22 protein-coding genes are annotated in these 26063 nt (G+C 73.6%); 13 read left to right on the top strand and 9 right to left on the bottom strand.

The features are described 5' to 3' along the window. The first annotated feature begins 8 nt into the window (after window positions 1-8). Window positions 9-617: a hypothetical protein gene (locus ACWEFJ_RS16815; RefSeq protein ID WP_449714260.1), complete on the top strand. Its 609-nt coding sequence runs from the start codon at window positions 9-11 to the stop codon at window positions 615-617. Further along, window positions 614-3751, top strand: coding sequence for a helicase HerA domain-containing protein (locus ACWEFJ_RS16810; RefSeq protein ID WP_449714259.1), 3138 nt, complete (start codon window positions 614-616; stop codon window positions 3749-3751). Before ACWEFJ_RS16815 ends, ACWEFJ_RS16810 begins: the two co-directional genes overlap by 4 nt. Window positions 3752-3808: 57 nt before the next feature. Here the strand turns inward: ACWEFJ_RS16810 and ACWEFJ_RS16805 are convergent, their stop codons facing one another. Further along, a complete protein-coding gene (locus tag ACWEFJ_RS16805) occupies window positions 3809-4705 on the bottom strand; it encodes a hypothetical protein (RefSeq protein ID WP_449714258.1) in 897 nt (298 codons plus the stop codon). A gap of 245 nt (window positions 4706-4950) precedes the next feature. Between ACWEFJ_RS16805 and ACWEFJ_RS16800 the strand changes: the two genes are divergently transcribed. Then, entirely contained in the window at window positions 4951-5130 is a 180-nt protein-coding gene (locus ACWEFJ_RS16800; RefSeq protein ID WP_378091163.1) for a hypothetical protein, read from the top strand. A gap of 107 nt (window positions 5131-5237) precedes the next feature. Then, window positions 5238-6461: a helix-turn-helix domain-containing protein gene (locus ACWEFJ_RS16795; protein WP_449714257.1), complete on the top strand. Its 1224-nt coding sequence runs from the start codon at window positions 5238-5240 to the stop codon at window positions 6459-6461. A 44-nt stretch (window positions 6462-6505) separates the two neighbouring features. On the opposite strand, the gene ACWEFJ_RS16790 is transcribed toward ACWEFJ_RS16795, so the two are convergent. Then, window positions 6506-9439, bottom strand: a complete 2934-nt coding sequence (locus tag ACWEFJ_RS16790) for a tetratricopeptide repeat protein (RefSeq protein WP_449714256.1) — start codon at window positions 9437-9439, stop codon at window positions 6506-6508. Between the two features lie 161 nt (window positions 9440-9600). Between ACWEFJ_RS16790 and ACWEFJ_RS16785 the strand changes: the two genes are divergently transcribed. After that, window positions 9601-10176, top strand: a complete 576-nt coding sequence (locus ACWEFJ_RS16785; protein WP_449714255.1) for a vWA domain-containing protein — start codon at window positions 9601-9603, stop codon at window positions 10174-10176. A gap of 86 nt (window positions 10177-10262) precedes the next feature. Continuing rightward, window positions 10263-11180 carry a hypothetical protein gene (locus ACWEFJ_RS16780; protein ID WP_449714254.1) on the top strand — a complete coding sequence of 306 codons (918 nt, stop codon included), beginning with the start codon at window positions 10263-10265 and terminating at the stop codon, window positions 11178-11180. Here the strand turns inward: ACWEFJ_RS16780 and ACWEFJ_RS16775 are convergent. Then, window positions 11177-11596: a RidA family protein gene (locus ACWEFJ_RS16775; protein ID WP_449714314.1), complete on the bottom strand. Its 420-nt coding sequence runs from the start codon at window positions 11594-11596 to the stop codon at window positions 11177-11179. The genes ACWEFJ_RS16780 and ACWEFJ_RS16775 overlap by 4 nt on opposite strands. A 78-nt stretch (window positions 11597-11674) precedes the next feature. On the opposite strand from ACWEFJ_RS16775, the gene ACWEFJ_RS16770 reads away from it, so the two are divergent. The 3 genes from ACWEFJ_RS16770 (at window position 11675) to ACWEFJ_RS16760 (ending at window position 16374) form a co-directional block, all read left to right on the top strand. Further along, window positions 11675-12028 carry a winged helix-turn-helix transcriptional regulator gene (locus tag ACWEFJ_RS16770; protein ID WP_378093596.1) on the top strand — a complete coding sequence of 118 codons (354 nt, stop codon included), beginning with the start codon at window positions 11675-11677 and terminating at the stop codon, window positions 12026-12028. Window positions 12029-12265: 237 nt separating this feature from the next. Next, complete coding sequence (locus ACWEFJ_RS16765) at window positions 12266-14287, top strand: cellulose binding domain-containing protein (protein ID WP_449714253.1); 2022 nt, start codon at window positions 12266-12268, stop codon at window positions 14285-14287. A gap of 386 nt (window positions 14288-14673) precedes the next feature. Next, window positions 14674-16374: an RICIN domain-containing protein gene (locus ACWEFJ_RS16760; protein WP_449714252.1), complete on the top strand. Its 1701-nt coding sequence runs from the start codon at window positions 14674-14676 to the stop codon at window positions 16372-16374. A 53-nt stretch (window positions 16375-16427) separates the two neighbouring features. On the opposite strand, the gene ACWEFJ_RS16755 is transcribed toward ACWEFJ_RS16760, so the two are convergent. The 3 genes from ACWEFJ_RS16755 to ACWEFJ_RS16745 all read right to left on the bottom strand — a co-directional run bounded on the left by ACWEFJ_RS16755 (window position 16428) and on the right by ACWEFJ_RS16745 (window position 18800). Beyond that, a complete protein-coding gene (locus ACWEFJ_RS16755; protein ID WP_378093590.1) occupies window positions 16428-17108 on the bottom strand; it encodes a dihydrofolate reductase family protein in 681 nt (226 codons plus the stop codon). 70 nt (window positions 17109-17178) lie between these two features. Beyond that, entirely contained in the window at window positions 17179-18432 is a 1254-nt protein-coding gene (locus ACWEFJ_RS16750) for an RNA polymerase sigma factor (protein WP_449714251.1), read from the bottom strand. Beyond that, window positions 18429-18800 carry a YciI family protein gene (locus ACWEFJ_RS16745; RefSeq protein ID WP_449714250.1) on the bottom strand — a complete coding sequence of 124 codons (372 nt, stop codon included), beginning with the start codon at window positions 18798-18800 and terminating at the stop codon, window positions 18429-18431. Before ACWEFJ_RS16745 ends, ACWEFJ_RS16750 begins: the two co-directional genes overlap by 4 nt. Window positions 18801-18888: 88 nt before the next feature. Between ACWEFJ_RS16745 and ACWEFJ_RS16740 the strand changes: the two genes are divergently transcribed. The 4 genes from ACWEFJ_RS16740 to ACWEFJ_RS16725 all read left to right on the top strand — a co-directional run bounded on the left by ACWEFJ_RS16740 (window position 18889) and on the right by ACWEFJ_RS16725 (window position 22294). Further along, complete coding sequence (locus tag ACWEFJ_RS16740; RefSeq protein ID WP_378093584.1) at window positions 18889-19281, top strand: DUF6542 domain-containing protein; 393 nt, start codon at window positions 18889-18891, stop codon at window positions 19279-19281. Beyond that, window positions 19233-19367 (top strand): hypothetical protein, encoded by a 135-nt coding sequence (locus ACWEFJ_RS16735; RefSeq protein WP_378093581.1) that lies wholly within the window; start codon window positions 19233-19235, stop codon window positions 19365-19367. Before ACWEFJ_RS16740 ends, ACWEFJ_RS16735 begins: the two co-directional genes overlap by 49 nt. Beyond that, complete coding sequence (locus ACWEFJ_RS16730) at window positions 19364-21304, top strand: bifunctional polysaccharide deacetylase/glycosyltransferase family 2 protein (protein ID WP_449714249.1); 1941 nt, start codon at window positions 19364-19366, stop codon at window positions 21302-21304. Before ACWEFJ_RS16735 ends, ACWEFJ_RS16730 begins: the two co-directional genes overlap by 4 nt. A gap of 96 nt (window positions 21305-21400) precedes the next feature. Then, a complete protein-coding gene (locus tag ACWEFJ_RS16725) occupies window positions 21401-22294 on the top strand; it encodes a substrate-binding domain-containing protein (RefSeq protein ID WP_449714248.1) in 894 nt (297 codons plus the stop codon). Window positions 22295-22300: 6 nt separating this feature from the next. Here ACWEFJ_RS16725 and ACWEFJ_RS16720 read toward each other — a convergent pair whose 3' ends face one another. From ACWEFJ_RS16720 to ACWEFJ_RS16710, 3 genes are all read right to left on the bottom strand, one after another. Beyond that, window positions 22301-23467 (bottom strand): HAAS signaling domain-containing protein, encoded by a 1167-nt coding sequence (locus ACWEFJ_RS16720; RefSeq protein WP_449714247.1) that lies wholly within the window; start codon window positions 23465-23467, stop codon window positions 22301-22303. Next, a complete protein-coding gene (locus ACWEFJ_RS16715) occupies window positions 23464-23787 on the bottom strand; it encodes a PadR family transcriptional regulator (RefSeq protein ID WP_378093573.1) in 324 nt (107 codons plus the stop codon). The genes ACWEFJ_RS16720 and ACWEFJ_RS16715 overlap by 4 nt, the downstream gene beginning before the upstream one ends. A gap of 75 nt (window positions 23788-23862) precedes the next feature. Beyond that, a complete protein-coding gene (locus ACWEFJ_RS16710; RefSeq protein ID WP_449714246.1) occupies window positions 23863-25902 on the bottom strand; it encodes a beta-galactosidase in 2040 nt (679 codons plus the stop codon). Between the last annotated feature and the right edge of the window lie 161 nt (window positions 25903-26063).

Genomic DNA, 26063 nt, shown 5'->3' with positions numbered 1-26063 from the left:
GCGGCACCATGCCGGAGAAGTTCGGGAACGACGAACGCGCGGCGCTCATCGTGCTCATGCTGGAGAACCGGGACGTGGCCAACGTGGAGCTGGACCGCGACCTGAAGGTCAGGTTGGGCAGGGACGGCCGCGAGAGGCTGAACGAGATCGGCCTCCTCCAGTCGTGGAAGGAGAAGAACCGGCTCTGGCACCGGATCACCGACGAGGGGATCGCCTGGTGCATGGACGACCTGGCCGCGGGCGAGCCGCCGACCAAGTCGGGGCCGCTGTCGCGGGCGCACTTCGCGGTCCTGAAGCTCTTCATCCGCTACCACCAGCGCCGCAACACCCTGGCGGAGGTGATCCGCTCCGGCGCGGACCTGGAGTCGGTGATCCGGGCCGCGTACCAGGCGCTGTCGGTGAAGCCGCAGGACTGGGTCCGGCTCGCCCGGTTGCGGCCGGAGCTGAACGGCGCGGACCGGGACGAGGTGGACGCCGTGCTGCTGGAGATGGTGAAGACCGGCACGGTCCACCTGGCCCCGGACTCGAACCGCAAGGTGTTGACCGAGGCCGACCACGCGGCGGCGATCCGGATCGCCGGCGAGGACAACCACCTGGTGGCGATCGAGGAATCATGACCGACCAACAGCGCAAGGCTCTGGCCACGCTCCGCCTGAACTCCGCGGAGACGCCGGACGACGTCTGGCAGACCTCGCCGTCGCACGTGGACGGCCTGCACCCGAAGGCGGAGGACCGGATCCGGGCCGGCATCGCGAACGCCGCGAGCAGCACCGGGCCCAGCCCCATCGGCCTGGTGCTCCAAGGCCGGAGGGGAGTCGGCAAGACCCACCTGCTCGGCTCGGTGCGCCGCATGGTGCAGCGCGAGGGCGGCTACTTCTTCCTGATCGAGCTGACCACGGGCGCGGAGTTCTGGAACGACGTCGCCGAGGCGATGCGCAGCGAGCTGCGCCGCAGCACGGACGACGGCGAACTCCAGCTCACGGTGCTGTTGCGGCAGCTCTGCGCGTTGGCGGGGGTGCCGCCGACGGTGGTGGGGCCGATCACCGGCTCGGCCCCGTTGACGCCCCACGACCTGGACGTGTTCCTCAACCACCTGCGCGAGGTGGACGGCCGGATCGCGTTCGAGTGCGGTGACACGATCCGGGCGCTCGTGCTCTACGCCTCCGAGCACGCGGACATCGGCATGTCGCACCTCCTCGGGTTGGCCGAGGGCAGCCGCGAGTGGGGGCTCCTGCCGAGGGCGAAGCAGCCGCAGGTGCTGGTGCGGGACATCTCCCGCGTCCTCGCCATGACCGGTCCCTGCGTGATCGCGATCGACCAGCTGGACACCCTCGTCAACCTCGACCAGGACGAGACCGACGCGCGGACGACGACGGCCGAGCTGAAGAAGGAGCTGCCGCTCATCGCCGACGGGTTGATGAAGCTCCGCGAGAAGACGCGGCGGACGCTGTCGATCGTGGCCTGCCTGCCGAACACGTGGAAGAAGCTGCACGACTACGCCAGCGACACGGTGCGGGACCGGTTCGCGGAAACCCCGATCCTGGGTGCGATCACCGATCCGGAGGTCGGCCGCGCGCTGGTGGAGCGGTGGCTGGGGGAGCGGTACCGCCGCAACGACGTGACACCGCCGCACCCGACCTGGCCCGTGGCGGCGAGCGCGTTCGGGAACTGGGTGCCGCGGACACCGCGACAGCTGCTCAGGCACATCGAAGCGCACGCCGAAGCCTGCCTCTACGGCGAGATCCGGGAGTTGACCTCGTTCGACGAGGAGGTCGCCAAGCCGCCGCCCGCCGACCCGGACGGCGGCGAACCCGAGTACCTCCAGGAGTTCGACGCCCGGTTCCAGCGGTTGCGGGAGAAGGCCGAGATCACGGCGGCCGAGTTGAAGGTGCACAACGAGGACGAGGTGATGCCGGGGCTGCTGTTGGCGGGCCTGAAGTCGTGGATCAACGAGGTCGGCAACGACGACATGGTGTGGCAGGCCGAGCAGCTCCAGGGCGGCAGCGACGTGCACGCCCGGCTGCTGCGCACCCTGGACGAGGACCTGGACACCGACGAGCGGTGGGGTTTCCGGCTCATCGCGAGCGCCCACGGCCGCACCGTGCTGAACCGGATGCGGAAGGTCCGCGACACGGCCCGCTTCGGCGCGCGGAACCGGCACCTCGTCCTGCTCCGCAACGGCGACGACGGGTGGAGCGGCGCGAAGACCAGGGCCGAGGTCGCACAGTTGGAGCAGGCCGGTGGCCGGCGGATCGACATCTCCGACGACGACCTGCGGACGCTCAGCGCGTTGAAGGAGATGCTGTCCACGCAGACGCACCAGCTGTTGGCGTGGTTGATGGCCCGGAAGCCCGCCAGCCGGACGACGTTCCTGCGGGAGGTGCTGCCCCAGCCGGGGCGGTCGGCGGCAAGCCACCAGGAGACGCGGCCGCCGCCCGTGGAACCGGTCGCGCCGCAGCAGGAGGAGACGGTCGCGTCGGGGGAAGCGGTCGAGAAGCCGGTCGAGGTGCCGGCAGCGGCGCTGTCGTCGACGGAGATCGCGCTCGGCCTGCGTGGTGAGATCCGGATCGGGTTGGAGTCGTTGCGCAAGCACGCCATCGTGTTCGCGGGTTCCGGCAGCGGCAAGACGGTGCTGCTCCGGCGGATCGTCGAGGAGTGCGCCCTGCGGGGGGTGTCGGCGATCGTGCTGGACCCGAACAACGACCTGGCGCGGCTCGGGGACGCGTGGCCGGAGCCGCCCGCGGACTGGTTGCCCGGTGACGCCGACCGCGCCGCCGAGTACGTGGCGAACACCGAGGTGGTGGTGTGGACGCCCGGCCGCGCCGGTGGCCGGCCGCTCAGCTTCCACCCGTTGCCCGACTTCGCCGAGGTGCGCGGGGACGCGGACGAGTTCACCGCCTCGGTCGAGGCCGCGGTGGCCCGGCTCATCCCGCACGTCAGGCTGGGTGGCGGTTCGAAGACGGCGGTGCGCGGCCAGGCGGTGCTGCGGGAGGCGCTCACGCACTACGCCCGCACGGGCGGGCGGGACCTGGCGGCGTTCATCGAGGTGCTGGACGACCTGCCGGAAGGGGTGAGCAAGCTCAGCACCGCCCGGGCGACGGGCGCGGACCTGGCGGAGACGTTGCGCGCGGCCATGGTCAACGACCCGTTGCTCGGCGGCGCGGGCGAGCCCACGGACCCGGCCGTGCTGTTCACCCCCACGCCGGGCAAGCGGGCGCGGATCTCGGTGATCAGCTTCGTCGGGTTGCCGTCGGAGGAGCAGAAGCAGGGGTTCGTCAGCCAGCTCCAGCTGGAGGTCTTCGCCTGGGTCAAGCGCAACCCCGCGGCGGACCGGCCGCTCGGCGGCCTGGTGGTGATGGACGAGGCGCAGACCATCGCGCCGTCCGGCGGGTGGACGGCGAGCACGCAGAGCACGATCCTGCTGGCGTCGCAGGCCCGCAAGTACGGGTTGGGCCTGCTGCTGGCCACGCAGGCGCCGAAGGGCGTGCACAACCAGGTCGTCGGCAACGCGACGACGCAGTTCTTCGGCAGGCTGAACAGCCCGGCGCAGATCAACGCGGCCACCGAGATGGCCCGGGCCAAGGGCAGTTCGGTGGGTGACATCTCGCGGCTGGAGCGCGGCCAGTTCTACGTCACGGGCGAGACCTTCGGGTTCCGCCTGATGCGGACGCCGCTGTGCCTGAGCCACCACCCGCCCAGCCCGCTGCGGCTGGAGGAGGTGCTGGACCGGGCGCGCGACGGCGGCCGGTGAGCACGACGAGGAGCGCTCCCCACCCGGGAAGGGTGGGGAGCGCTCCTCGTCCCACGCTCAGCCGACGGTCGAGGCGAGCACCGCGTCGATCCGCTCCCACAACGCGGTGAACAGCTCCTCCCGGCGGTACGCGTGCGGCGCGCCACCGCCGCCCAGCACCGAGAAGTCGTGCACCTCCAGCACGGCCGCGCCCACGCCGGTGTCGTAGACCGGCCGGGCCCAGCCGTTGGTGAGGGCCGCGCCGTCCGGCCGGCCGACCACGAAGTTGACCGTCTCGTCGCCGCCGATCCCGCCGCGCTGGATGTCGAGCGCGTACACGGTGTCGCCCGCCCGCTCGACCCGCACGGCGATCCGGGTCTCGCCGACGTGCGCGGTGCCGACGAACCCGCGCGCGGTCAGCCGGGGCAACGCCGCGGCGAACTGCTCGGCCAGGTAGCGCAGCGTCGCGTCCTGCTCGGCGTAGCGGCTGAAGGTGGCCGGCACGACCGGCTCGGGCTCCTCCTCCGCCGGGGCGACGTCCTTGACGCCGGTCACCACGTCGGTGATCGACGCCCGCCGCCACCCGGCCGCCTCCGCCGTCTCGATCCGACCGACCAGCGCGTCGGTGAGCTGGTCCGGCCGCTGCACGGTGCCGCGCAGGTAGGCGACGTGCGGGTGCAGCAGCTCCGGCGGCACGGCCACGTCGCCGAGCAGCACCGGCAGCACGTGCTCGTCCCCGGCCTTCACCGCGCGCAACGCGGCCGTGGTGAACTCGTCGACCTCGGACACGAACGGGACGAAGAACCGCACCCGCGCGTCCGGCAGGTCGCCGCCGTCCTTGTGCGCCCACCACTCGTGGGTCTGCTCGGGCCCGTGCAGCACGGTCAGCCCGCGCTGCCGGAACGCCTCGACCACGTCCTCGACCGCGGAGCGCTGCTCCTCGGCGAACGACACGGCCACGTCGTACTCGCTCACGATCGAACCTCCTGTCCACGCCGGTGCGGTGGCCGGCTCGTCTGGTCCGCGGGGCACAGCATCGGGACCGCGTGTCGACCGGAAGTGGACGAGGAGTGGATGCGCCCCGTGTCCCGTTGGCCGCGCGCCCGGGAAACGGGCAACACCTGGTCCGCGCGCGTCCGCCGGTGAACCATTGTGGTGCGGGCGAAATGAAAAAAGAATCGCCCCGGACAACATTCACCGATTCGCAGTGGAGGACAGTCGTGTCCATTTTCGAGTCCCGTTTCGCGGTCCGGACCGGATTGTCGTTGGCCGTTCTCGGTGCGGTCGTCGCGGTGTTCGCGGCCGGTGGCGGCGCGTCGGCGTCGTCCTTCGAGGAGTGCCCGCCGCCGAGCACCACCACGGTCACCGTCGGTCCCGACGGCAACCCGTGGTACGGGTGACCGCAGAAATGCGCCCGGCCGCCCGCGGGGAATTCGCGGGCGGCCGGGCGATTGCGCCGGGCAGGCGGCGGTGGTGTACTCGAACCGGCCGGACCAGGAGGCTCAGGGTGACTGAATCGTTTGGTGAATTACTCCGTGAATGCCGTATCGCCGCGGGCCTGTCGATAGGTCAGCTGGCCAAGCGGGTGCACTACAGCAAGGGGCACCTCAGCAAGATCGAGAACGACCTGAAGCTGCCGCACGAGACCATGGCCCGGCTGTGCGACGGCGTGCTCGACGCGGGCGGCAGCCTCATCGAGGCGGCTCGCGCGGCGCGGGACCGGGCCGTGGAGCGCGCCGCCGAGGCCGGCCTCACGCTCGACCGCCGCCAGGTGCTGGTCGCCGGCACGGGCACGGTGCTCGGCATGGCCCTGTCGGGCGGGCCGCGACCCGCGCCCGACGAGCGCGTGGTGGAGGGGATGCGGGTCTCGTTCGAGCACCTGCGCTCCCTGGGCATGCAGACCAGCCCCGTCGTCGTCCTCGAACCGCTGGTCGCCCTCCTGCGGACGGTGCACGCGCTCGCGCACGAGAACCCGGAGCCGATCCGGGGTCGGCTGCTGCTGCTCGCCGCGCGCATCGCCGAGTACACGGGGTGGATGAACCAGGAGGTCGGTGACGAGCAGCGCGCGTTGTCGTGGACCCGGCACGCCTCGGAACTGGCGCGGGCGGGCGGCGATCGGGAGATCGTGAGCTACGCGTTCGTCCGGGAGGCCGGGCTCGCGCTCTACCGGCAGGACGCGGCCGGGACGGTGGGGTTGGCCCGGCAGGCGCAGCTGGTGGACCGGGCCGGCCCGCGCATCCGGGGCCTGGCGGCCCGCCGGGAGGCGCAGGGGCACGCGCTGGCGGGCGACCGCGACGCGTTCGACCGCGCGATGGACCGCGCCGTCGACCTCCTCGACGGCGCCGCCGCGGACACCCGCGCCTACCCCGTGCTCGGCTCGACCGCGCCGGACCCGGCGGAGCTGGCCCGCGGGTGGTCGCTGTGCGACCTCGGCCGGACCGCCGAGTCGGCGGCCGTGCTGGACCGGGAGCTGTCCCGGCTGCCCGTGACGTCCCGCCGGTCCCGGGCGAGGTTCGGCACCCGGCGCTCGCTCGCCCTCGCGCTCGCGGGCGAGATCGACCAGAGCTGCGCGACGCTGGCCGGCACGCTCGACGACGTGGCGCACGTGGACTCGGCGACCGTGCGGACGGACCTGCGGGAGCTGTCCCGGACCCTCGGCCGCTGGCACAACCACGGCGCCGTCCGCGAGGTGTACCCCGAGCTGCGCCGGGTGTTGCGGCAGCGGTACTGACCGGCGTGCCCGGCGGGTGGGCCGCCCCGCCGGGCCCCGCGGGATCAGCGGCACGCGCAGGTCAGGCCCGCGTGCTCGGCCCGGACCTCGTCGGCCCGCGGCCGGCCGAGCGCGGCGAACCCGCTCTCGGCCGCGTCCCAGTGCGGGGCGGCGGTCGCGTGCCGGCCCAGCGCGTGCAGCGCACGGGCGACGCCGAGGTGGGCCTGGGCGGCGTGGCCGCGGTTGCCCGCGCCGACCGCCAGGTCCAGGGCGGACCGGTAGGCGTCCAGCGCCGCGGCCCGGTCGCCGGCCGCCCGCGCGGTCTCGGCGCGGTCGAGGAACAGCCGGGTGCGCAGGTCCGAGTTGGACACGTCGGCCGCGGCCGCCTTGGCGCGCTCGTGGTAGTGCGCGGCCTCGGCCAGCCGGTCCTGCGACCGGTGCACGTTGCCGATGTAGTTCAACGCGTAGGCGGCCAGGCTGTCGTCGCCGAGTTCGACGGCCAGGTCGTGCGCCTCCAGGTGCGCGGCCAGCGCTTCGTCGGCCAGTCCCAGCCGCCGCTGCACCGCGCCGAGGTTGTTCAACGCGTGCGCCAACCCCTGCGCGTGGCCGACCTCCCGCAGCAGCGGCACGGCGGCCCGGTGCCGGCGCAGCGCGCGGTCGAGGTCGCCGCGCTCCTCGTCCAGCACGCCGAGCATGCTCAACGCGTGCCCCTGGCCGCGCAGGTCACCGCAGCGCTCGTACTTCTCCAGCGCGTCCTCGAAGCGTTCCACCGCCTCGGCGTGCCGGCCCAGCTGCATCAACGAGATGGCGAGCATGCCGGACGTGGACGCCCGGCCGGGCAGGTCGTCCAGGGCGTCCCACTCGTCCAGCGCGCGGGTGGCCGCCGCCACCGCCTCCTCCAGCCGCCCGAGCCGGTCGTAGGCGATGGCCAGCCGCAGCAGCACGTGGGCCCGGCCGTGCTCCTCGCCCGGCGCGGAGCGCACGTTCTCCCAGGCCAGCTCCACGGTCTCGAGCCAGTCCTCGAACCGGCTGGTGGTGTTGAAGTGCCGCCAGATCAGCACCGCCAGCCGCCACACGTGACCGGGCAGCCGGCGTTCGGCGGCGCTGCGGATGGCCGCCACCAGGTTGTCCCGCTCGGCGGCGATCCAGGCGGTCGCGCCGGACTGGTCCGCGAAGGCGGGCACCACCCGGCTGGTCCGGTGCACCGGGGGCAGCACGCGGTCGAACGGGTAGGCGGCCCCCACGGCCTCGGCCAGGCCGACCAGGTAGAAGTCGAGCAGGCGGAGCACGGCGTCCTCGTGCTCGGTCGGCGTGGTGGGCGGCGGCTCGGCGGCGGCGAACTCCTTGAGCGGGTCGAGCATCCGGTAGCGGTCCGGGGCGACCTCCTCCAGCAGGCACACCTCGTGCAGGACGTCGAGCGCCGCGCGGACGTCGGCGACGTCGCGCCCGGCCAGCGCCGCCGCGCCGTGCACGTCGAGGTCGGGGCCGGGCAGGTGGCCGAACAGCCGGAACAGCTCCCGCTGCGGCGTCTCGAGCTGGAGGTAGGACACCCGCACCGCGGCGGCCCCGTCGGCGTCGACGGTGTCCGCGCGCCACGGCCCGCTCTCCTCCAATTCGCGCAGCAGGTGTTCCAACAGCCACTTGTCGTGCCTGCGGAACAGCGCCGCGGCCACCCGGATCTGCATCGGCAGGAAACCGCACCGCTTGACCACCGCCGCCACGTCGGCGGACCGGCCGCGCAGGCGCAGCGGACCCGCCAGCGCCTGGAACAGCGCGAGCGCGTCCTCGGGCGGCAGCAGCGAGAGCCGCAGGTGCTCGCCGGTGTCCGGGTCGCCGACCCGCCTGCTGGTCACGATCGCCAGGCAGCCCGACGCCTCCGGCAGCAGCGACCGCACCTGCTCGGGCGAGTGCGCGTTGTCCAGCACCACCAACGTCCGCGTGCCGTACAGCTCGGCCTGGTACAGCGTGAACTTCCGGCTCACCGAGGCCGGGATCTGCTCCGGCGGCACGCCCAGCTCCGCCAGCAGGTGGTCGAGGGCGTCCGCCAGGGGCACCGGCGGCAGGTTCGGCGTGTACCCGTTGAGCCGCACCAGCACCTGCCCGTCCGGGAACCGGTGCCGCAGCCGGTGCGCCGCCTCGACGGCCAGCCCCGACTTGCCGACCCCCGGCGCGCCGCTCACCCACACCGCGCGGCGCTCGCCCGGCGTCGCGGCGACCGCCTCGATCGCGGCCAGCTCCGCCTCCCGGCCGGTGAACCCGCCCGGCCGCGACGGCAGCGAACTCGCCGGCTCGCCCCGTTCGGCCCGCGCGGCCAGCTTGCGCAGCAGCGGCCCCGGCTCCAGGCCCTCCCCGGCGAGCGCCGCCCTGGTGCCGTGGTAGACCCGCAGGGCCTCGACCCGGTCACCGCCGGCGATCAGCGCGCGCATCAGCAGCTCGGCGTGCTTCTGCCGGGCCGGGTCGGTGCGCACCACCGGCCGCAGCCGGTCCCGCGCCGACCGGTGGTCGCCCGCGTCCAGTTCCAGCTCGGCCAGGTCGCCCACGGCGTCGAAGTAGCTGTCGTCGGGCGACATCACCTCCGGGCCGCCGACCCGGTCGTGGTCGATGTCCTCCAGGAACCGCCCGCGCCACAGGTCCACGGCCGCGCGTAACAGCGCGATCGCCCGCCGCGAGTCCTCCCCGCGCGCCTCTTCCGCCTCGGCGCGCAGCCGGGCGAACCGGGCGGTGTCGAGCCGGTCCTCGTCCACGTGGAGCACGTAGCCGGTCGCGGTCGTCTCGATCGAGACGTCGCCCGCGTGCCGCAGCGCGTTCCGCAGCTTGCTGATGTAACCCCGCACGAGGACGCGGCGCTCGGGGTTGCCGCCCCACACGATGTCGGTCAGCTTGTCGGTGGACACCGGTTTGTTCGCGTGCAGCAGCAGCACGACGAGGACGTACCGCTGCTGTTGGTCGCCCAGCGGGACCCGAGCGGTCCCGTGCCACGCCTCCAGCGGACCCAGCATCCGAAATTCCACGCCGCCTCCCGGTTCGCGAGCTTGATGTCTACGGCGGATGTCGCACAAGCGGCCGTCTGTGTGTCGGAATCCGCGTCGGGTCCACCGCGGGTAGACAAACACCGGCCAGGCTCCGCGTTGTCCGCAAAAGGTGTGCGAAGGAGGAGCCGATGACGCCCGATGTGCTGCCGTGCTACGTGGTGTGCGACGTGTCGCTCTCGATGGCCGACCACCTCGACGAGGTCAACGCCGGGCTGCGGGAGTTCCGGGGCGCCGTCCACGCCGACCCGTCGGCCGCCGCGTCGGTCCGGGTGTGCGTGGTCGGCTTCGCGGCGGCGGCGACCGTGCTGCAACCGCTGCGCCCGGCGGCCGAGCTGGCGGAGCTGAGCGCGGCCGGCCCGCGCGCGGGGACCAACTTCGGCCCCGCGTTCACGCTGGTGCGCGCGACCATCGCCGACGACGTGCGCGCGTTGCGGGCCCGCCGGCTGCACGTCCGCAGACCCGTGGTGTTCTTCGCCTCGGACGGGCGGCCGACCGACCCGGGGACCTGGCCGGACGCGTTCGCCGCGCTGACCGACCCCGCCTGGCCCGGGTGCCCGACCGTGGTCGCCTACGGCCTCGGCGCGGTCGACCGCGGCACGCTCGACCGCATCGGCACCTTCCGCGTGTTCCTCGGCCAGGACGGCGTCCGCCTGGGCACCGCGTTGGCGGTGGCGCTGGCGGCCCGGCCGTCGGACCGCGGGTAGGTCATCCACGATGTGTCCACGTCCGGTCCACCGGCCGGCCGCACCCTGCCCGGCAGAACACCGTGGAGATCGACGGGGGTGGGCCGATGAACGCGCACGCGGACCTGGTCCGGGAGCTGAAGTCGCTCCGCAAGGGTCGCGGCGTGCTGGCGGGCCGGATCGGGGACCGGGTCGGCCCGACGCTGCGCGCGACGTGCGGGGTCGCCGAGGGCGACGCGCCGGGCGCCATCCGCCGGAAGGTGTCCGCCCGGCTGTCGGAGCTGGCCGGGCGGCTGCCGGAGGACCTGCGCCTGGCCACGCTCGCCGCGTTCGCGATCGAGGACGAGGCCCGGCTGCCCCTGTACCAGGACCGGGTGCACTGGGCGGCGGTCCGGCTGGACCGCGACCCCCGCACCGTGCGCCGGCGCGTGGACGAGGCCATCGACCACCTCGCCGAACTGGCCGCCGACGCGCCGCGCGGCCGGTCGGTCGGGTCGTCGGCCGGCTGGCGCACCGAGGAGCTGCACGCCGTGCTGAGGCTCGACCGGGCCCGCCCCGAGGTGATCGAACGGCACCGGGTCGTCGCCGACCACGACGGCCTGCGCGACCTGCCGCTGACCCCGCCGCTCCCGCTGGCCGGGGCCGGGGTGGAGGTGGACGTGCTGTACGGCGGCACGCTGCTGGACCACCCCGCCCCGACCCTGGTCCTGCCGACCCCGGTGGCCGGCGGGCAGGCGCACGACTTCGCCGTCCGCTTCCACCCGCCGGCCGCGCACGCGGCGCGCCCGTACCTCGTCCACGTGCCGCAGCGGCCCTGCGACCTGCTCGACGTGCGGGTCCGCTTCGGCCCGAGCGCCACGCCGCCGAAGGTCTGGGCGCTGCACGGCGCGGACCCGGAGGGGGCCGACGGGGCGCGCCACGGCCGGCGGCGGCACGTCGACCCCGCCGGCGAGGTGCACCTGGAGTTCCGCCACCTCGTCCCCGGGCTGGCCTACGGCGTGCGGTGGGAGGCGGCGGAGGGTTAGGCGGGTCGGTCCAGCACGGCGAACGCCTCGACCTCCACGAGGACGTCCGGTTCGAACAGGTAGTCCACGCCGATCAACGACGCCGGGGGCAGGGGTCGCGGGATGGCGAGTTCGTCGGTGACGCGGTCCAGGCCCGCCATGAAGGCTCCCATCCTGTCCGGGCTCCACCGCGTGACGAAGAACCGGAGGCGGACGACGTCGGCGAACGAGGCGCCGGCGCCCGCCAGGCCCTTGGCGGTGTTGCGCAGGGCCTGGGCGACCTGGCCGGCGAGGTCGCCGGTGGCCACCGGGTTGCCCTCGGCGTCGCGGGCGATCTGGCCGGCGACGTGCACCTGCCGGGCGCCCGTGCCGATGGAGACGTGGTGGTAGGGGACGGGCTGGAACATGCCTTCCGGGCTGAGCAGCTGCACGGTCACGGTGGTCCTCACGTCGGTCGTTGGTGGTATCCAACGTCTACCTGGTGCCCGGAGGGAACTTCAACGAGACTAGGTGTCATGTCGGAAACCGCCCAGATCACCGCGCTCCACCGCGAACTGCTCGACCAGGTGCTCGACAAGTGGTCGCTCCAGGTGCTCGACCGGCTGTGCGAGCGGCCCCTGCGCTTCAACGAGCTGCGCCGCGAGATCCCGGCCGTGACGCAGAAGTCGCTCACGGCCACGCTGCGGCGGCTGGAGCGCAACGGGATGGTGGACCGGGTCGTCACGACCACGCGCCCGATCGCCGTGCAGTACCGCATCACGCCGCTCGGCGACACGCTGCAGGACCTCATCGACGCGCTGCTGCGCTGGAGCACGGCGATCATGCCGGACGTCCGGCGGGCGCGGGAGAGGTTCGACGCGGAGGTGTGACCGCGCGTTCGACTCGAATCGACTCGAATCGACGGATCGCGCGGGAACGGTGGCGCGTCAGCGGATCGGCGGCCCGTGTGTCCGGCGTGGACGGTGCGCTGGGCGAAGTGGCTGACCGGCTCTACGCCGGTCGTACGAGGTTGCGCAAGGGGTTCGGGGTGGTGATTGACAAGGTGTGGGGCGCGGCCCACAGTTTTGGGAGCGCTCCCAGATCATCATCGTCGATGGGGAAACTCCATGAGACCGCGTCTCGTCGTCCTGCCGGCACTCGCCGCGCTCGTGACCGCCCAGGTCGTGCTGACCGCCGGCTCCCCGGCGCAAGCCGCCGACGCCGCCGTCACCGTCACGGTCAACACCAAGGCCGGGTTGGAGGTGGTGCACGAGGCCGCGACCGGGGTGAACCACGCCATCTGGGACACCCACCTGGGCAGTGACGCCGTCGCCGACCTGCTCAAGGACGCGGGCGTCAAGGCGATGCGCTACCCGGGCGGCTCGTACTCCGACATCTACCACTGGGCCGACCACACCGCCCCCGGCGGGTACGTCGCCCCCAACACCGACTTCGACACGTTCATGCGCGGTGTGCGGCGGGCCGGCGGGCAGGCCATCGTCACGGCCAACTACGGCACCGGCACCGCCGAGGAGGCCGCGGCCTGGGTGCGCTACGCCAACGTGGAGAAGCGCTACGGCGTGAAGTACTGGGAGATCGGCAACGAGAACTACGGCAACGGCCACTACGGCTCCGGCTGGGAGGCCGACCACCACCCGGACAAGAGCCCGACCTACTACGCCACCCTGGTCCGCGACTACGCCACCGCGATGAAGGCGGTCGACCCCACCATCAAGATCGGCGCGGTGCTGACCACGCCGGGCGAGTGGCCGGACGGCATCACCGCGACCGGCGACACCGCGTCGTGGAACGAGACCGTGCTGGCGATCGCGGGTCCCGTGGTCGACTTCGGCATCATCCACTGGTACCCCAGCGGTGACACGGCGGCGCAGGTGCTGGCCAAGACCGACCGGGTGAAGGACCAGATCGCGCTGGTGCGCGAGCAGTCGCGCCGCCTGGCGGGCAAGGACCTGGGCATCGCCCTGACCGAGGTGAACACCTCCTACGGCCGCAACACCCAGCCGGGCGCGCTGTTCGCCGCCGACGCCTACGCGACGATGATCGGCCAGGGCGTGTTCACCGTGGACTGGTGGAACGTCCACAACGGCATCGGCCAGGTCCGCGAGATCGCGGGCCACCCCGACTACGACGACTTCGGCCTGCTCTCCAGCGGCACCTGCACGGCCGACGGCACGGCCTGCGAGCCCGCGCTGAACACCCCGTTCGCGCCGTACCACGCGATCGCCATGACGTCCCGCTTCGCGCGCCCCGGCGACCAGCTCGTCGCGGCCCTGTCCAGCGACCCGCTGGTGCGCGCGCACGCGGCCCGCCGGCCCGACGGCGGCCTGGCCGTCATGATGATCAACCAGGACCCCGACGCCGCCCGGACCGTGAGCCTGCGCGTCCCCGGCTACTCGGCCGCCGCCGACGCCACCGTGCTGAAGTTCGGCAACGGCGACACCGGCATCTCCACCACGACCGGCTCGTCGTCCTCGGTGTCGCTCGCGCCCTACTCGATCACCACCGTGGTGCTCAAGCCGAGCCGCGCGGTGACCGGCCTGCCCGCCGCGCCCGCCCGCCCGGTCCTCGACTCGGTCACCGACCGCACCGCCGTGCTGTCCTGGCCCGCGCCGCCGCCGGCGGTGAAGTACGAGGTGCACCGCATCAACGGCGCGGGCGCCGACCAGTGGGGCGAGACGATCGGCACCACGTTCACCGCGGCCAACCTCCAGCCCGGCACCGAGTACACGGTCAACCTGATCGCCCGGGACAACGCGGGCAAGGTGTCGTGGTCCTCGCCGCCGCTGACGTTCACCACCAAGACGCCGGCCACGTCGTCCTGCGCGGTGACCTACCGGGAGACCACCAACTGGGGCAACGGGTTCGTGGCCGAACTGGAGATCGCCAACACCGGCACGCGGCCCGCGGCGGGCTGGACGCTCACCTACTCCTGGCCGACGACCTGGCAGCAGGTCGGCAGCGGCTGGAACGCGACCTGGTCGCAGACCGGCACGCAGGTGACCGTGACCAACACCGCGACCCTGGACGCGGGCGCGTCGACCACGGTCGGGTTCGTGGGCAACTACCAGGGCCCGAACGTGCACCCGGTGAAGTACTCCCTCAACGGCACGCTCTGCACCACCCGCTGACCCCGTCCCACCGGCCCCCTGTCGACCCCGGTCGGCAGAGGGCTTTTTCGTGCCGTTGTTCACGGATCTGACCGGACCGACCCCTCATTTGTTCACGGTTATGACCGGCGCTTATTCCGCGGGGCGATTCCGCAACTTCTTCGTTGATCACCGGTGTCCGGCCTGACCTCGGTGTTCGATGTGTTCGACGGCGGCGCGGAGGTGGTCTGCGGGCTTCCCGGCCGTTGACCGGGTGTGGCGCACCTCCTAGCATCCGATGCGGAATTGCTTTCCCTGCCCGGCGGTCATATTCGTGAATCGGCGATTACCGGACCCGGTGTTCGCCGATCCCGGTCGCGCGCGAAAAACGCGGAACCGCCGGGAAGTCATTCGGAAGTGGAGTCGTCATGAGCACACCGGAGCACACCGCGGTGACCCGGCCACGCATGGCCCGCAGCGCGCTGGTCGCGGTCGGGGCGGTGGCCGCGCTGGCCGCCACGCTCGCCGCCTGGCCGCTGGCCGCGCCGGCCGACGCCGCGGTCGGCGCGGGCACGTACGCGGTGAAGAACGCCGGCAGCGGGCACTGCCTCGACGCGGCCGGCTCGGCGAGCGGGACGCAGCTGCGGCAGCAGTCGTGCGGTGACGTCGCCGGCCAGCGCTGGACGCTGACCGCGGTCAGCGGCGGGTTCCGGATCACGTCGGTCGCCACCGGCCTGTGCGTGGGCGTGCAGGACTCGTCGACCAGCGCCGGCAAGGCCATCCAGCAGCAGACGTGCACGGGCGCGAGCAGCCAGGTCTGGTCGCTGACCGCGAGCGGCAGCAACTACCGCGTGGTCAACGCCAACGGCGGCAAGTGCGCGAACATCAAGGACAACGCCACGACGACCGGCGCCCTGGTGCAGACGAACTCGTGCGACAACGCCGCCACCAAGCAGTGGACGTTCACCCCGGCCACCGGCGGCCCCACGTCCACCACCAGCACGACGACGACCACCACGACCACCACCACGACGACCACGACCACCACCGGCAACCCGCCGAGCGGCGCGCTCCACGTGGCGCCGAACGGCACCGACAACGCGTCCGGGACGCAGGCCGACCCCACCACGCTCACCTCGGCCATCTCCCGCATCACCCCCGGCGGCACGATCCTGCTGCGCGGCGGCACGTACCGCTTCTCCCAGACCGTCACCATCCCGCAGGGCAACAACGGCACGTCGGGCGACCGCACGGAGCTGTTCGCCTACCCCGGCGAGACGCCGGTGCTGAACTTCTCCGCCCAGGCGGAGGACCCGGCCAACCGTGGTCTGGCCGTGAACGGCAACTACTGGCACGTGCGCGGCATCGTGGTCGAGCGGGCCGGTGACAACGGCATCTTCGTCGGCGGCAGCCACAACGTCTTCGAGCGCACGGTGACCCGCTTCAACCGCGACACGGGTCTCCAGCTGTCCCGGATGCTGTCCAGCACGCCGAAGGACCAGTGGCCGTCCTACAACCTGATCCTGAGCGCCGAGTCGCACGACAACGCCGACTCCGACGGCGAGGACGCCGACGGGTTCGCCGCGAAGCTGACCTCCGGTCCGGGCAACGTCTTCCGGTACGCGGTGGCGCACAACAACATCGACGACGGCTGGGACCTGTTCACCAAGACCGACACCGGCCCGATCGGCGCCGTCACCATCGAGGACTCGCTGGCCTACGACAACGGCACGCTGAGCGACGGCTCGCAGGCCGGCAACGGCGACCGCAACGGCTACAAGCTCGGCGGCGAGGACATCGGCGTCAACCACGTGATCCGGCGCAACATCGCCTACGGCAACGGCAAGCACGGCTTCACCTACAACCGCAACCTCGGCACGATGACGATCTCCGACAACGTCTCGATCGACAACGCCGAGCGCAACTTCAACTTCGACGGCGGTTCGTCGGTGTTCCGGAACAACACCTCGTGCTTCAGCTCCGGCGGGACGAACGACCGCACCGTCGGCAACGTGGACAGCTCCAACCAGTTCTGGGCGGGCTCCAACGGATCCCGGTGCTCCTCCTACCGCGGTGCGCTGAAGTGGTCCTACGCCTCGGACGGCCGCCTGGTCGTCACGTTCGGGTAGCCGGCCTCCCGGGCGCGGCGGGGAGGGGTCCGTCCCCCCGCCGCGCCCGGGTTTCAGTCCCGGCCGCGGTTGTCCAGCAGCAGCGGCGCCCGGCCGGTGACGGCGTAGCGCAGGTGCGTCACGTCCGGCGTGTGCAGGACCCTGATCGGGGTCAGCTCGATGCCCTCCTTCTCGCCGATGCCCAGGTCGGCGTCCAGCAGGCGCAGGCCGGAGCCGAGCACCACCGGCACGACGTGCAGCTCCAGCTCGTCCAGCAGGCCCGCGGCGAGGACCTGTCGGACCAGGCTCCCGCCGCCCGCCACCGCGACGTCCTTGCCGCCGGCGGCGGCCTTGGCCCGCGCCACCGCGCTCTCCACGCCGTCGGTGACGTAGGTGAAGCTCGTGCCGCCCTTGCGCTCCAGGGTCGCGCGCGGGCGGTGGGTCACCACGAACACCGGGGCCCGGAACGGCGGCTCCTCGCCCCACGGCACCTCGCCGCCGTCGGCCATGCGGCGGCCCATCACGTACGCGCCGGCGGCCTCGAAGTGCTCCCGCACGACGTCGGAGTTCACGTCCCGCTCGCCGCCGGCGATGCCCTGCCGCTCGCGCCACGCCGACGCGTTGATCACCCAGCGGGTGACGCGGAAGAACGCCGCCGCCTCCGCCGACCGCAACCAGTCGCCGTCGCCCTCGTGGCGGGGTCCGGCGTAGAAGCCGTCGAGGGACACCGAAAGCTGCGCGGTCACCTTGGTCATCGCTGTTCCTTCCTCCCGGCGAGGCCCGGCGGGCTCGCTCGGGAGGGGATCGGAGCCGGCGACCCGACTTCTACGTCGTCGCGGAAAAATCTTCGGCGGACGCGCAGCGGGCCGCCCGCAGCAGCAGGAACCGCTGCTCCGGCACGGAGCCGGCCAGGCGGGCGGCCTGCCGGAACGCCTCGCTCGCGGCGGCCCGGTCGCCCGCGCGCTCCAGCAGGTGACCGCGCACGGCGAGCAGGCGGTGGTGGCCGGCGAGCGCGCCGCGCTCCAGCCCGGCGACGACGTCCAGGGCGGCCCGGGGGCCGTGCACCTCACCGAGGGCGACGGCCCGGTTCAACGCGGTGACCGCGCCGGGCGCGAGGCGTTCCAGCACGTCGTACAGCGCGAGGACCTGCGGCCAGTCGGTCTCCTCGGCCGTGGCCGCCTCGCAGTGCACGGCCGCGATCGCGGCCTGCACCTGGTACGGGCCGGCGGGGTGGGCGGCCAGGCTGCGCGTCACCAGGTCCGTGCCCTCGGCGATCAGCGCGCGGTCCCACCGCGACCGGTCCTGGTCGGCCAGCGGGACCAGCTCGCCGTCCGGGCCGGTGCGGGCCGCCGCACGCGCCTCGGTGAGCAGCATCAACGCCAGCAGCCCGGCGGTCTCGCCGGAGTCGGGCAGCCGCTCGTGCAGCTGCCGGGTCAGCCGGAGCGCCTGCGCGGTGAGGTCGGGCCGGTGCAGCCGGGGGCCGGCGCTGGCGCTGTAGCCCTCGTTGAACAGCAGGTACAGCACGTGCAGCACGACGGTCAGCGCCCGGTCGCGGTCGGCGGGCAGCTCGAACCGGGCGCCCGCCTCCAGCAGCCGCTGCTTCGCGCGGGAGATCCGCTGGCCCATGGTCTTGTCCGGGACCAGGAAGGCCGCCGCGATCTCGGCCGTGGTGAGCCCGGCGACGGCCCGCAGCGTGAGCGCCATCTGGGCCGGCGCGGTCAGCGCGGGGTGGCAGCACAGGAACAGCAGCTCCAGCAGGTCGTCCCGGGCCGGTTCGGCGTCCGGCGGCGGCGCGAGCAGCTCGTCGCGCGGCACGGCGTCGAACACGGCCTGCTCGCGGCGTTGCCGCGCGGCGTCGGAGCGCACCAGGTCGACGTATCGCCGCCCGGCCACGGTGACGAGCCAGCCCAGGGGGTGCTCCGGCACGCCGTCGCGCGACCACGCCTGCGCCGCGTCGATCAACGCCTCCTGCACGGCGTCCTCGCAGCGGGCGAAGTCGCCGTGCCAGCGCACCAGGGCGCCGAGCACCCTCGGCGTCAACGAGCGCAGCAGGTCGCCGACGGGTTCCCCGGAGGTCAACGGTCGTCGCCGCCCGGGGCCATCAGCGGCCACACCTCCAGCCCGCCGCCCAGGCCCCGGCCGTACCGCAGGGCCGGGTAGGACCGCGCGATCTCCAGCGCCCGCTCCTCGCTGTCGACGTCGACCACGAAGTACGAGCCGACGTGCTCCTTGGCCTCCAGGTAGGGGCCGTCGGTGACCACCGGCGCGTCGCCGACCACGCGCACCGCGCGCGGTCGCGGCTCCAGGCCGCGGGACTCGACCAGCTCCCCGGACCCGCGCAGGGCGGCGTTGAACGCGTCCACCTCGCCGACGAGCTTGCCGAACTCCTCCGCGTCGGTGCTGTTCCACACCTCTTCGTTGCCGTAGATCAGCATCAGGTACTTCACCGCGCGGACTCCCTCCGTCCCGTTCGCCCCCTCGCGTCGCCTAATCTAGATGCCTGCTGACGCTGGGGGGCGTGCCGTGGTCGACCGCATGGCTCATCTGCCGAGCTTGGCGGCGGTCGCCGTGTCGGCGGTCTTCACCGGGGTGGGCGTCTGGGTGGACGGCGGGCAACCCGGCTGGCCGCTCGGCGTCCTGATGGTGTCCGGCGCGGCGTTCGCGGCCGCGGTGGTGCGGCCGGTCGGGTTGTGGACCGTGGTGCCCTCGCCGCCGCTGGTGTTCGCGGCGCTGGTGGTGGGCCTGACCGCGGTGCGGGGCAGGGCGGCGGCCGAGTGGGCGATCGTCGCCGGGCCGCTCGTGGTCCGGGCCTTCCCGCACCTCGCGGCGGCGGTGGCGGCGGGGTTCCTGGTGGCGGTGGTGAGGCTGGGGGGATCGTGGTGGAGGAACAGGTCTTCGTCGACCGGACGGGCAGACGTCGCGGGCTGATGCGCGTGGTGAGCCTCGCGGTCGCGCTGTCGTTGCTGGGCTTCTCGGCGTTGCTGGTGGCGAGCGTGGTCGAGCACCTCGGGTGAGGGCCGACCGGATCTCCCTGGTGCTGGGGCTCGGCCTGCTGATGGGCGTGCTGAGCTTCCACGCCTACGCCACGTCGTCGGCCGACGAGCCGGTGCTCGCCCCGGTCACGGCCGAGCCCGTGCCGGCCGGCACGGCGGTGCTCGTGATCCACGGCGGGCCGCACCCGAGGTGGACGCCGCGCGTGCTCGACGCGTTGGCCCGGCGCGGGGTGCGGGCGACGTTCGTCGTGGTGGGCGCGCGGGTGGTCGAGCACCCCGACCTGGTGCGGCGGATGGTCGCGGATGGCCACGAGGTCGGCGTCTCGGGGTTCCGCGAGGGCGAGCCGACCGCGTTGGGCGCGGCGTTCGCGCGCAACGCCGTGGCGGACGCCGCGCACGTCGAGACGTCGCTGGTCGAGCCGGAGCCGGACACCCCGGACCTGCACGTCCACGACCCGGCGCTGGTGTTCGCGGGCCTGGACACCGACCGGGTCGTCCGGCTGCACGTGGGTCCCGCGGCCCGCGCCGCGGTCGACCTGCTCGCCGACGCGCTGCCGGACCGCCGGTTCACCACGTTGACGGCGGCGACCGGCCGTCCCGCCGCGATGGCCGACGCCGGGTTCGGCGCGCGGGTCACCGGCCGGGTCCAGGCGTGGGCGCGGCACCACGGCGACGTGCTCCTCACCGTCCTCGGGGTGGTCTGCGGGCTCGTGGCCGTGCTGGCGCTGCTGCGCACCGTGATGCAGCTCGGCCTGGCCCACACCGCGCGGCGGCTGCACCGGGAGCTGGAGGTCGAGCCGCACGCGCCGCCGGTCTCGGTGATCGTCCCCGCGTACAACGAGGCCGCGAACATCGCCGCCGCGGTGACGTCGATCGCGGCCTCGGAGCACCCCGCCGAGGTGGAGGTGGTCGTGGTCGACGACGGCTCCACCGACGGCACGGCGGAGGTCGTGCGCGGGCTGGGGCTGCCCGGCGTGCGGGTGGTCAGCCAGCCGAACGCGGGCAAGTTCGCCGCCCTCAACGCGGGCGTCGCGCTGGCCCGGCACGACGCGCTGGTGCTGGTGGACGGCGACACCGTGTTCGAGCCCGACACCGTGTCGAAGGTGGTGCGCCCGCTCGGCGACACCGGGGTGGGCGCGGTGTCGGGCAACGTGAAGGTCGCCAACCGGGGCGGACTGCTCGGCCGGTGGCAGCACCTGGAGTACTGCGCGGGCTCGAACCTGGACCGGCAGATCCTCAACGCGCTGGAGTGCGTCCCGACCGTGCCCGGCGCGATCGGGGCGTTCCGCCGGGAGGCGATCGAGGAGGTCGGGGGGATCAGCCGGGACACGCTGGCCGAGGACACCGACCTCACCATGGCGATCACCCGGGCCGGGTGGCGGGTGGTGTACGAGCCGTCCGCGCGGGCGTGGACCGAGGTGCCGGCGAACGCCCGCGGCCTGTACCGGCAGCGGTACCGGTGGTCGTACGGGACGTTGCAGTCGATGTGGAAGCACCGGACCGCGGTGCGCGAGCGCGGGCGGATGGGCCGGTTCGGGCTGCTGTACCTGCTGGCGTTCCACGTGGTGCTGCCGGTGCTGGCCCCCGCGCTCGACGTCTACGTGCTGTACGGGGCGTTCGTGGCCGACGCGCCGCTGGCGCTGGTGATCTGGGGCGTGTTCCTGGCCGTGCAGACGGCGAGCGCCGGCTACGCGCTCCGGCTCGACGGCGAGCCGCTCGCCCCGCTGTGGGCCTACCCGTTCCAGCAGGTCGTGTACCGGCAGCTGACGTACCTGGTGGTGGTGCGGTCGCTCGTCACGGCCCTGCACGGCACGCCGGTGCGGTGGCAGACGGCCCGGCGCAGGGGGTTGGCGGGGGTCGGGGGCGGCCGGCGATCGGCCGCAAAGTTTCGCAATCTCTACGAAAGTATTAGCGTTGAGGAGGGTGGACAGGTCGGAAGTGCACCGCCGAGCGGGTGAATCGTTGCAGTTCAGCGGTTCGATTGTATTTCGCGGGAATCCCGATAATGTCGGCCCGTGAGTCGCTTGAGGTTGGTGGGGTCCACCACGCGCGGGATGTCGCGCACGACGGCGTCGCGGGTCGTGGCGCGCGGGTGCCGGCCGGTCGTGCGGGCGCCGGGGCAGCCGGTCGGGCGCCGGGCCGCGCCGGTGGTCGAACTCGTCTTCCCGGCGCTGGACACCGCGTGGGCGATGGAGGTCATGCGCGGCGTGGTCGACTCCGGGCTGGACGTGGTGATGTCGGCGGCCGCCCGTCGCGGCCCGACGTGGGCGCAGGACCTGGTCGGCGCCCGGCGGGCCGGGGTGGTGCTGGTGGCGTGCCCGATCGGCGACGCGGAGCGGCGCGTGCTGGCCCGCGCCGGGGTGCCGCTCGTGCAGGTGGACCCGGTCGACCAGGCCCTGCTCAGCGTCGGGGCCACCAACCGCGCGGGCGGCGCGACGGCCGCGGAGCACCTGCTGTCGCTGGGGCACCGGCGGGTCGGCGTGGTCGGCGGGCCGCGCGACATGCTGTGCAGCCGGGCCCGCCTGGACGGGTTCCGGGCGGCCCTCGCCGACGCCGGGGTCGGGTTCGACCCGGCGCTGGTCCGGCACGCGGACTTCACCCGCGAGGGCGGCCGGCGGCAGGCCGCCGATCTGCTGCGCCTGCCCGACCGCCCGACCGCGGTGTTCGCGGGCAACGACGAGCAGGCGCTCGGCGTGATCGAGGCGGCCCGCGCCGCCGGCCTGTCGGTGCCCGGCGACCTCAGCGTCGTCGGCTTCGACGACCTGCCGGCGGCCTGGCGCTCGTCGCCCGCGCTGAGCACCGTGCGCCAGCCGCTCGCCGCGATGGGCACGCGGGCGGGGTGGATGCTCGCCGACCTGATCGAGGGCCGCCCGCCCGCGTCCGACCGGGTCGAGCTGGCCACGCGACTCGTCGTGCGGGCGTCCACCGCGCGGCCGCCCGCACGCTGAGCGACCTCAGCCCGTGGTGGTCGTGGTGACCGTCGTGGGCGGCGCGGTCGTGGACGGCACGGGCGCGGACGGCACGGGCGCGGACGGCGCGGTGGTGGACGGCGCGGTGGTGGACGGGGCCGACGAGGTGGTGGTGGCCGGCATGGTCGGCATGACCACCGCGAACGGGACGCCCGTCTCCTCGTGGCACCCCTGCTCGTCGTGCACGACCCGCGGCCGGGGGAAGCGGTTGTCGTTGCGGTTGTCGTCACGGTCGTCGCCGCAGCCGTACCACGGCGCGTTGAGCGGGCGGCCGTTCTCGTCGTAGAGGTGGACGTCGGTCAGCGGGTTGCCGTCCTTGTCGAACACGAAGATGTTGGTGGGCGTCGGGGGCTGCGGGTCGTAGCTCACCGTGGAGTGGCTGACCGGGTAGCCGGTGAAGTTCGTCGCCAGCGTGCCCAGGACGTAGACCAGCAACCCGAGGGCGAACGCGGTCGCGGGCAGGCTGAGCCACAGCCACCGGCGGTCCGTGGCGGCCTTCGGGCCGGCGGGCAGCGACACCGCGGCCAGCGCGAGCGCGACCAGCAGGATCTCCGGCGACCGGTACAGCATCAGGCCCGCCGCCGCGATGAGCAGCGCCCGGACGATCCACCACACCGGCTGGAAGACGCGCAGCGCCTCCACCGCCTTGTGCAGGTCGGAGCGCTCCAGCCGGTCCAGCGCGTCGCGCAGCGCCACCGTCTCGGGCAGCCGGGCGATCTCCGCGATCAGGCCCTTCTGCCGGAACACCAGCAGGGTCGCCGCCGCGCCGCACAGGCCGACGAGCAGGGTCAGGGCCGCGCCGTCGCCCCGGGTGACCGCGAAGCCGAACGCCGTCACCACGGCGGCCACCAGGCTCCACACCGCGAACCGGGCCGTGAACGCCTGGCGGTTGCCGGTGTCCTTCGCGGCGGTGGGGGACGGCGAGGGGTAGCCCGCCGCGGCGCGCAGCTCCTCCGCGTACGCGCGGGGCGTGCCCAGCCGGTCCACCAGCGCAGCCAGGGAGAAGTCCTCGCCCAGCTCCTCGGCGACCTCGGCGACGTGCGCGCCCGCGTCGTCCATGATCTCGCCGACCTCGGCGGCGGGCAGGTCGGCCAGCGCCTCCCGCATGCCGTCCAGGTAGTGCCGCACCCCGGCGTCCGTCTGCGTGTTCATGCGCCCTCCCCCAACAGGTCGTCCAACGCCCGCGCGAACGACTTCCAGGTGTTGCCCGATTCGAGCAGCCGGGCGCGGCCCGGCTCGTTGAGGCTGTAGTACTTGCGGTGCGGCCCTTCCTCGCTGGGCACGACGTACGACGTGAGCAGCCCGGCGTTGTAGAGCCGGCGCAGGGTGCCGTAGACCGACGCGTCGCCGACGCCGTCCAGCCCGCCCTGGCGCAGCCTGCGCAGCACGTCGTAGCCGTACCCGTCCTCCTTGCGCAGCACCGCGAGGACGGCGAGGTCGAGCACCCCCTTGAGCAGTTGACTCGTGTCCATGCGCTTCTCCCCGGTGGTCTGCCGTGGAGGGTACTACGGAATGCGGAGTACTGCGTAGGAGGGGGTAGTGGCCCCTCAGGACCTCAGCACCGCCACGTCGCCCGCGGGCACGCGCAGCTCGGACTCGCACTGCCGCCCGGTGAGCAGCTCGGTGCCGGACGCGGGCAGGCGCACCTCGTCGTCGGTGTGGTTGAGCACGAAGAGGTACTCGGCGTCCGCGCCGCGGCGGCGCACCACCTCGACGTCGCGCGGCAGGTCGTCGTCCACCGCCACGCCCGCGACCGGGTAGACCTCGCGCAGCACCTCGGCGAGCGCCGCGCCGCGCAGCCGGGTCGAGACGTACCAGGCGGTGCCCGCGCCGAGCCGGTGCCGGGTCACGGCCGGGCCGCCCGCCGCCGGGCCGTCCACGTAGTCGCGCACGCTCTCCGCGCCGGTCAGGTGCAGGTGCTCGGCCCACACGTCGCCGCGCAGGCCGCCGTCGAGCGCGACGTCCTCGCCCGCCCGCAGCGGCAGGAACTCCTCGACCTCCAGGCCGAGCACGTCGCGCAGCGCGCCGGGGTGCGCGCCGGGGTGCACGGCGTCGTTGGCGTCCACGATGCCGGAGAAGTACGAGACGACGAGCGTGCCGCCGCCCGCCACGTAGTCGTGCAGCACCTTCGCCGCCGCCGTCGAGGTCAGGTACAGCGACGGCGCCACGACCAGCCGGTACCCGCCCAGGTCGGCTCCCGGCGCGACGAAGTCCACGGTCAGCCGGGCGTCCCAGAGCTGCTCGTAGAACGCGCCCACGCGTTCCCGGTAGGACAGGTCCACCGACGGCCGCCAGTCCAGCTCCAGCGCCCACCACGACTCCCAGTCCCACAGCACCGCGACGTCGGACCGCACCAGGCTGCCGCGCACCTCGCGCAGCGCGTCGAGGTCGCCGCCCAGCCGCACGACCTCCCGCCACAGCCGGCTGCGCGTGCCGGAGTGCGGCAGCATCGCGGAGTGGAACTTCTCCGCGCCGAAGCGGGACGCGCGCCACTGGAAGAACATGACCGCGTCCGCGCCGCGCGCCACGTGCGCCAGGCTGTTGCGGCGCATCTCGCCCGGCCGCTTGGCGAGGTTGCGGGGCTGCCAGTTCACCGCGCCGGTGGAGTGCTCCATCAGCATCCACGGCCGCCCGCCCGCCACCGCCCGGGTCAGGTCCGCCGACAGCGACAGGTCGATGTGGTTGCGGTCGGCCTCGGCGGTCAGGTAGTGGTCGTTGGCCACCACGTCCACCTCGCGCGCCCAGCGCCAGTAGTCGATCGACTTGCAGTTGGTGGTCATGAAGTTCGTCGTGATCGGCACGGTCGAGTGCTCGCGCAGCAGGTCGCGCTCGGCGGTGTAGCAGGCCAGCAGCTCGTCCGAGCAGAACCGGGCGAAGTCCAGCTCGTGGGCCGGGTTGCCGGTGGTGCCGGACACGCGCGGCGGCTCGACCTCGGCCCAGTCGCCGTAGCGCTGGCCCCAGAAGCTGGTGCCCCACGCCTCGTTGAGCACGTCGAGGGTGCCGTGCCGGTCGCGCAGCCAACGCCGGAACGCCTCGGCCGACCGGGGGCAGTAGCACGCGCCGACCGGCGCGCCGTACTCGTTGTGCACGTGCCACAGCGCCACGGCGGGGTGCGCGCCGTACCGCCGGCCGAGCTGCCGGGTGATCGCCGCGGCGGCCTCGCGGTAGGCGGGCGCGCTGGGGCAGAACGTGGCCCGCGAGCCGAGTTCCAGCACCGTGCCGTCGCGGGTGACCGGCCGGATGTCCGGGTGCGCCCGGTACAGCCACGCGGGCGGCACGACGGTCGGCGTGGCCAGGTTGACCGCGATGCCCGCGCCGTGCAGCAGGTCGAGCAGCCGGTCCAGCCAGCCGAAGTCGAACTCGCCCGGCCTCGGCTCCAGCGCCGCCCACGCGTGGATCGCGACGCTCACCAGGTTCACCCCGGCCTGCCGCATCAGCCCGACGTCCTCGACCCACACCTCCTCGGGCCACTGCTCGGGGTTGTAGTCCCCGCCGTAGACGAGTCCGTCGACGCCCACCGGCATCCGCGGGGCGAACGGGTCCTCCACCGCCTGCCCGTCGGCCTGCCGAGGCACCACAAACGTCATGAACACTCCAGTGGCTGTGAACGTGCACGGTCCCTTCGCACATTACGGTGCAGATAAGAGGGTGAGTCAAGTGGTTGACAGCCGTGACGGGGAGACAACTACTGTGCACGTTCACAGCGCGCGGTTCTCGCTGGCAGCGGCGTCAGCGACGCGGAACCCCC

The sequence above is a fragment of the Actinosynnema sp. NPDC004786 genome (genome assembly GCF_053601135.1).
The sequence above is the reverse complement of the archived record's forward strand: the minus strand, read 5'-3'. Positions and strand labels throughout refer to the sequence as shown.

Bases quoted from the DNA above. Each gene is read 5' to 3' on its own strand.
- ACWEFJ_RS16770 (WP_378093596.1), top strand. From the start codon at position 11,675: ATGTCGGAAACCGCCCAGATCACCGCGCTCCACCGCGAACTGCTCGAC.
- ACWEFJ_RS16760 (WP_449714252.1), top strand. From the start codon at position 14,674: ATGAGCACACCGGAGCACACCGCGGTGACCCGGCCACGCATGGCCCGC.
- ACWEFJ_RS16740 (WP_378093584.1), top strand. From the start codon at position 18,889: ATGGCTCATCTGCCGAGCTTGGCGGCGGTCGCCGTGTCGGCGGTCTTC.
- ACWEFJ_RS16720 (WP_449714247.1), bottom strand. From the start codon at position 23,467: ATGAACACGCAGACGGACGCCGGGGTGCGGCACTACCTGGACGGCATG.
- ACWEFJ_RS16755 (WP_378093590.1), bottom strand. From the start codon at position 17,108: ATGACCAAGGTGACCGCGCAGCTTTCGGTGTCCCTCGACGGCTTCTAC.
- ACWEFJ_RS16810 (WP_449714259.1), top strand. From the start codon at position 614: ATGACCGACCAACAGCGCAAGGCTCTGGCCACGCTCCGCCTGAACTCC.
- ACWEFJ_RS16785 (WP_449714255.1), top strand. From the start codon at position 9,601: ATGACGCCCGATGTGCTGCCGTGCTACGTGGTGTGCGACGTGTCGCTC.
- ACWEFJ_RS16710 (WP_449714246.1), bottom strand. From the start codon at position 25,902: ATGACGTTTGTGGTGCCTCGGCAGGCCGACGGGCAGGCGGTGGAGGAC.
- ACWEFJ_RS16780 (WP_449714254.1), top strand. From the start codon at position 10,263: ATGAACGCGCACGCGGACCTGGTCCGGGAGCTGAAGTCGCTCCGCAAG.
- ACWEFJ_RS16790 (WP_449714256.1), bottom strand. From the start codon at position 9,439: ATGCTGGGTCCGCTGGAGGCGTGGCACGGGACCGCTCGGGTCCCGCTG.
- ACWEFJ_RS16715 (WP_378093573.1), bottom strand. From the start codon at position 23,787: ATGGACACGAGTCAACTGCTCAAGGGGGTGCTCGACCTCGCCGTCCTC.
- ACWEFJ_RS16765 (WP_449714253.1), top strand. From the start codon at position 12,266: ATGAGACCGCGTCTCGTCGTCCTGCCGGCACTCGCCGCGCTCGTGACC.
- ACWEFJ_RS16815 (WP_449714260.1), top strand. From the start codon at position 9: ATGCCGGAGAAGTTCGGGAACGACGAACGCGCGGCGCTCATCGTGCTC.
- ACWEFJ_RS16725 (WP_449714248.1), top strand. From the start codon at position 21,401: ATGTCGCGCACGACGGCGTCGCGGGTCGTGGCGCGCGGGTGCCGGCCG.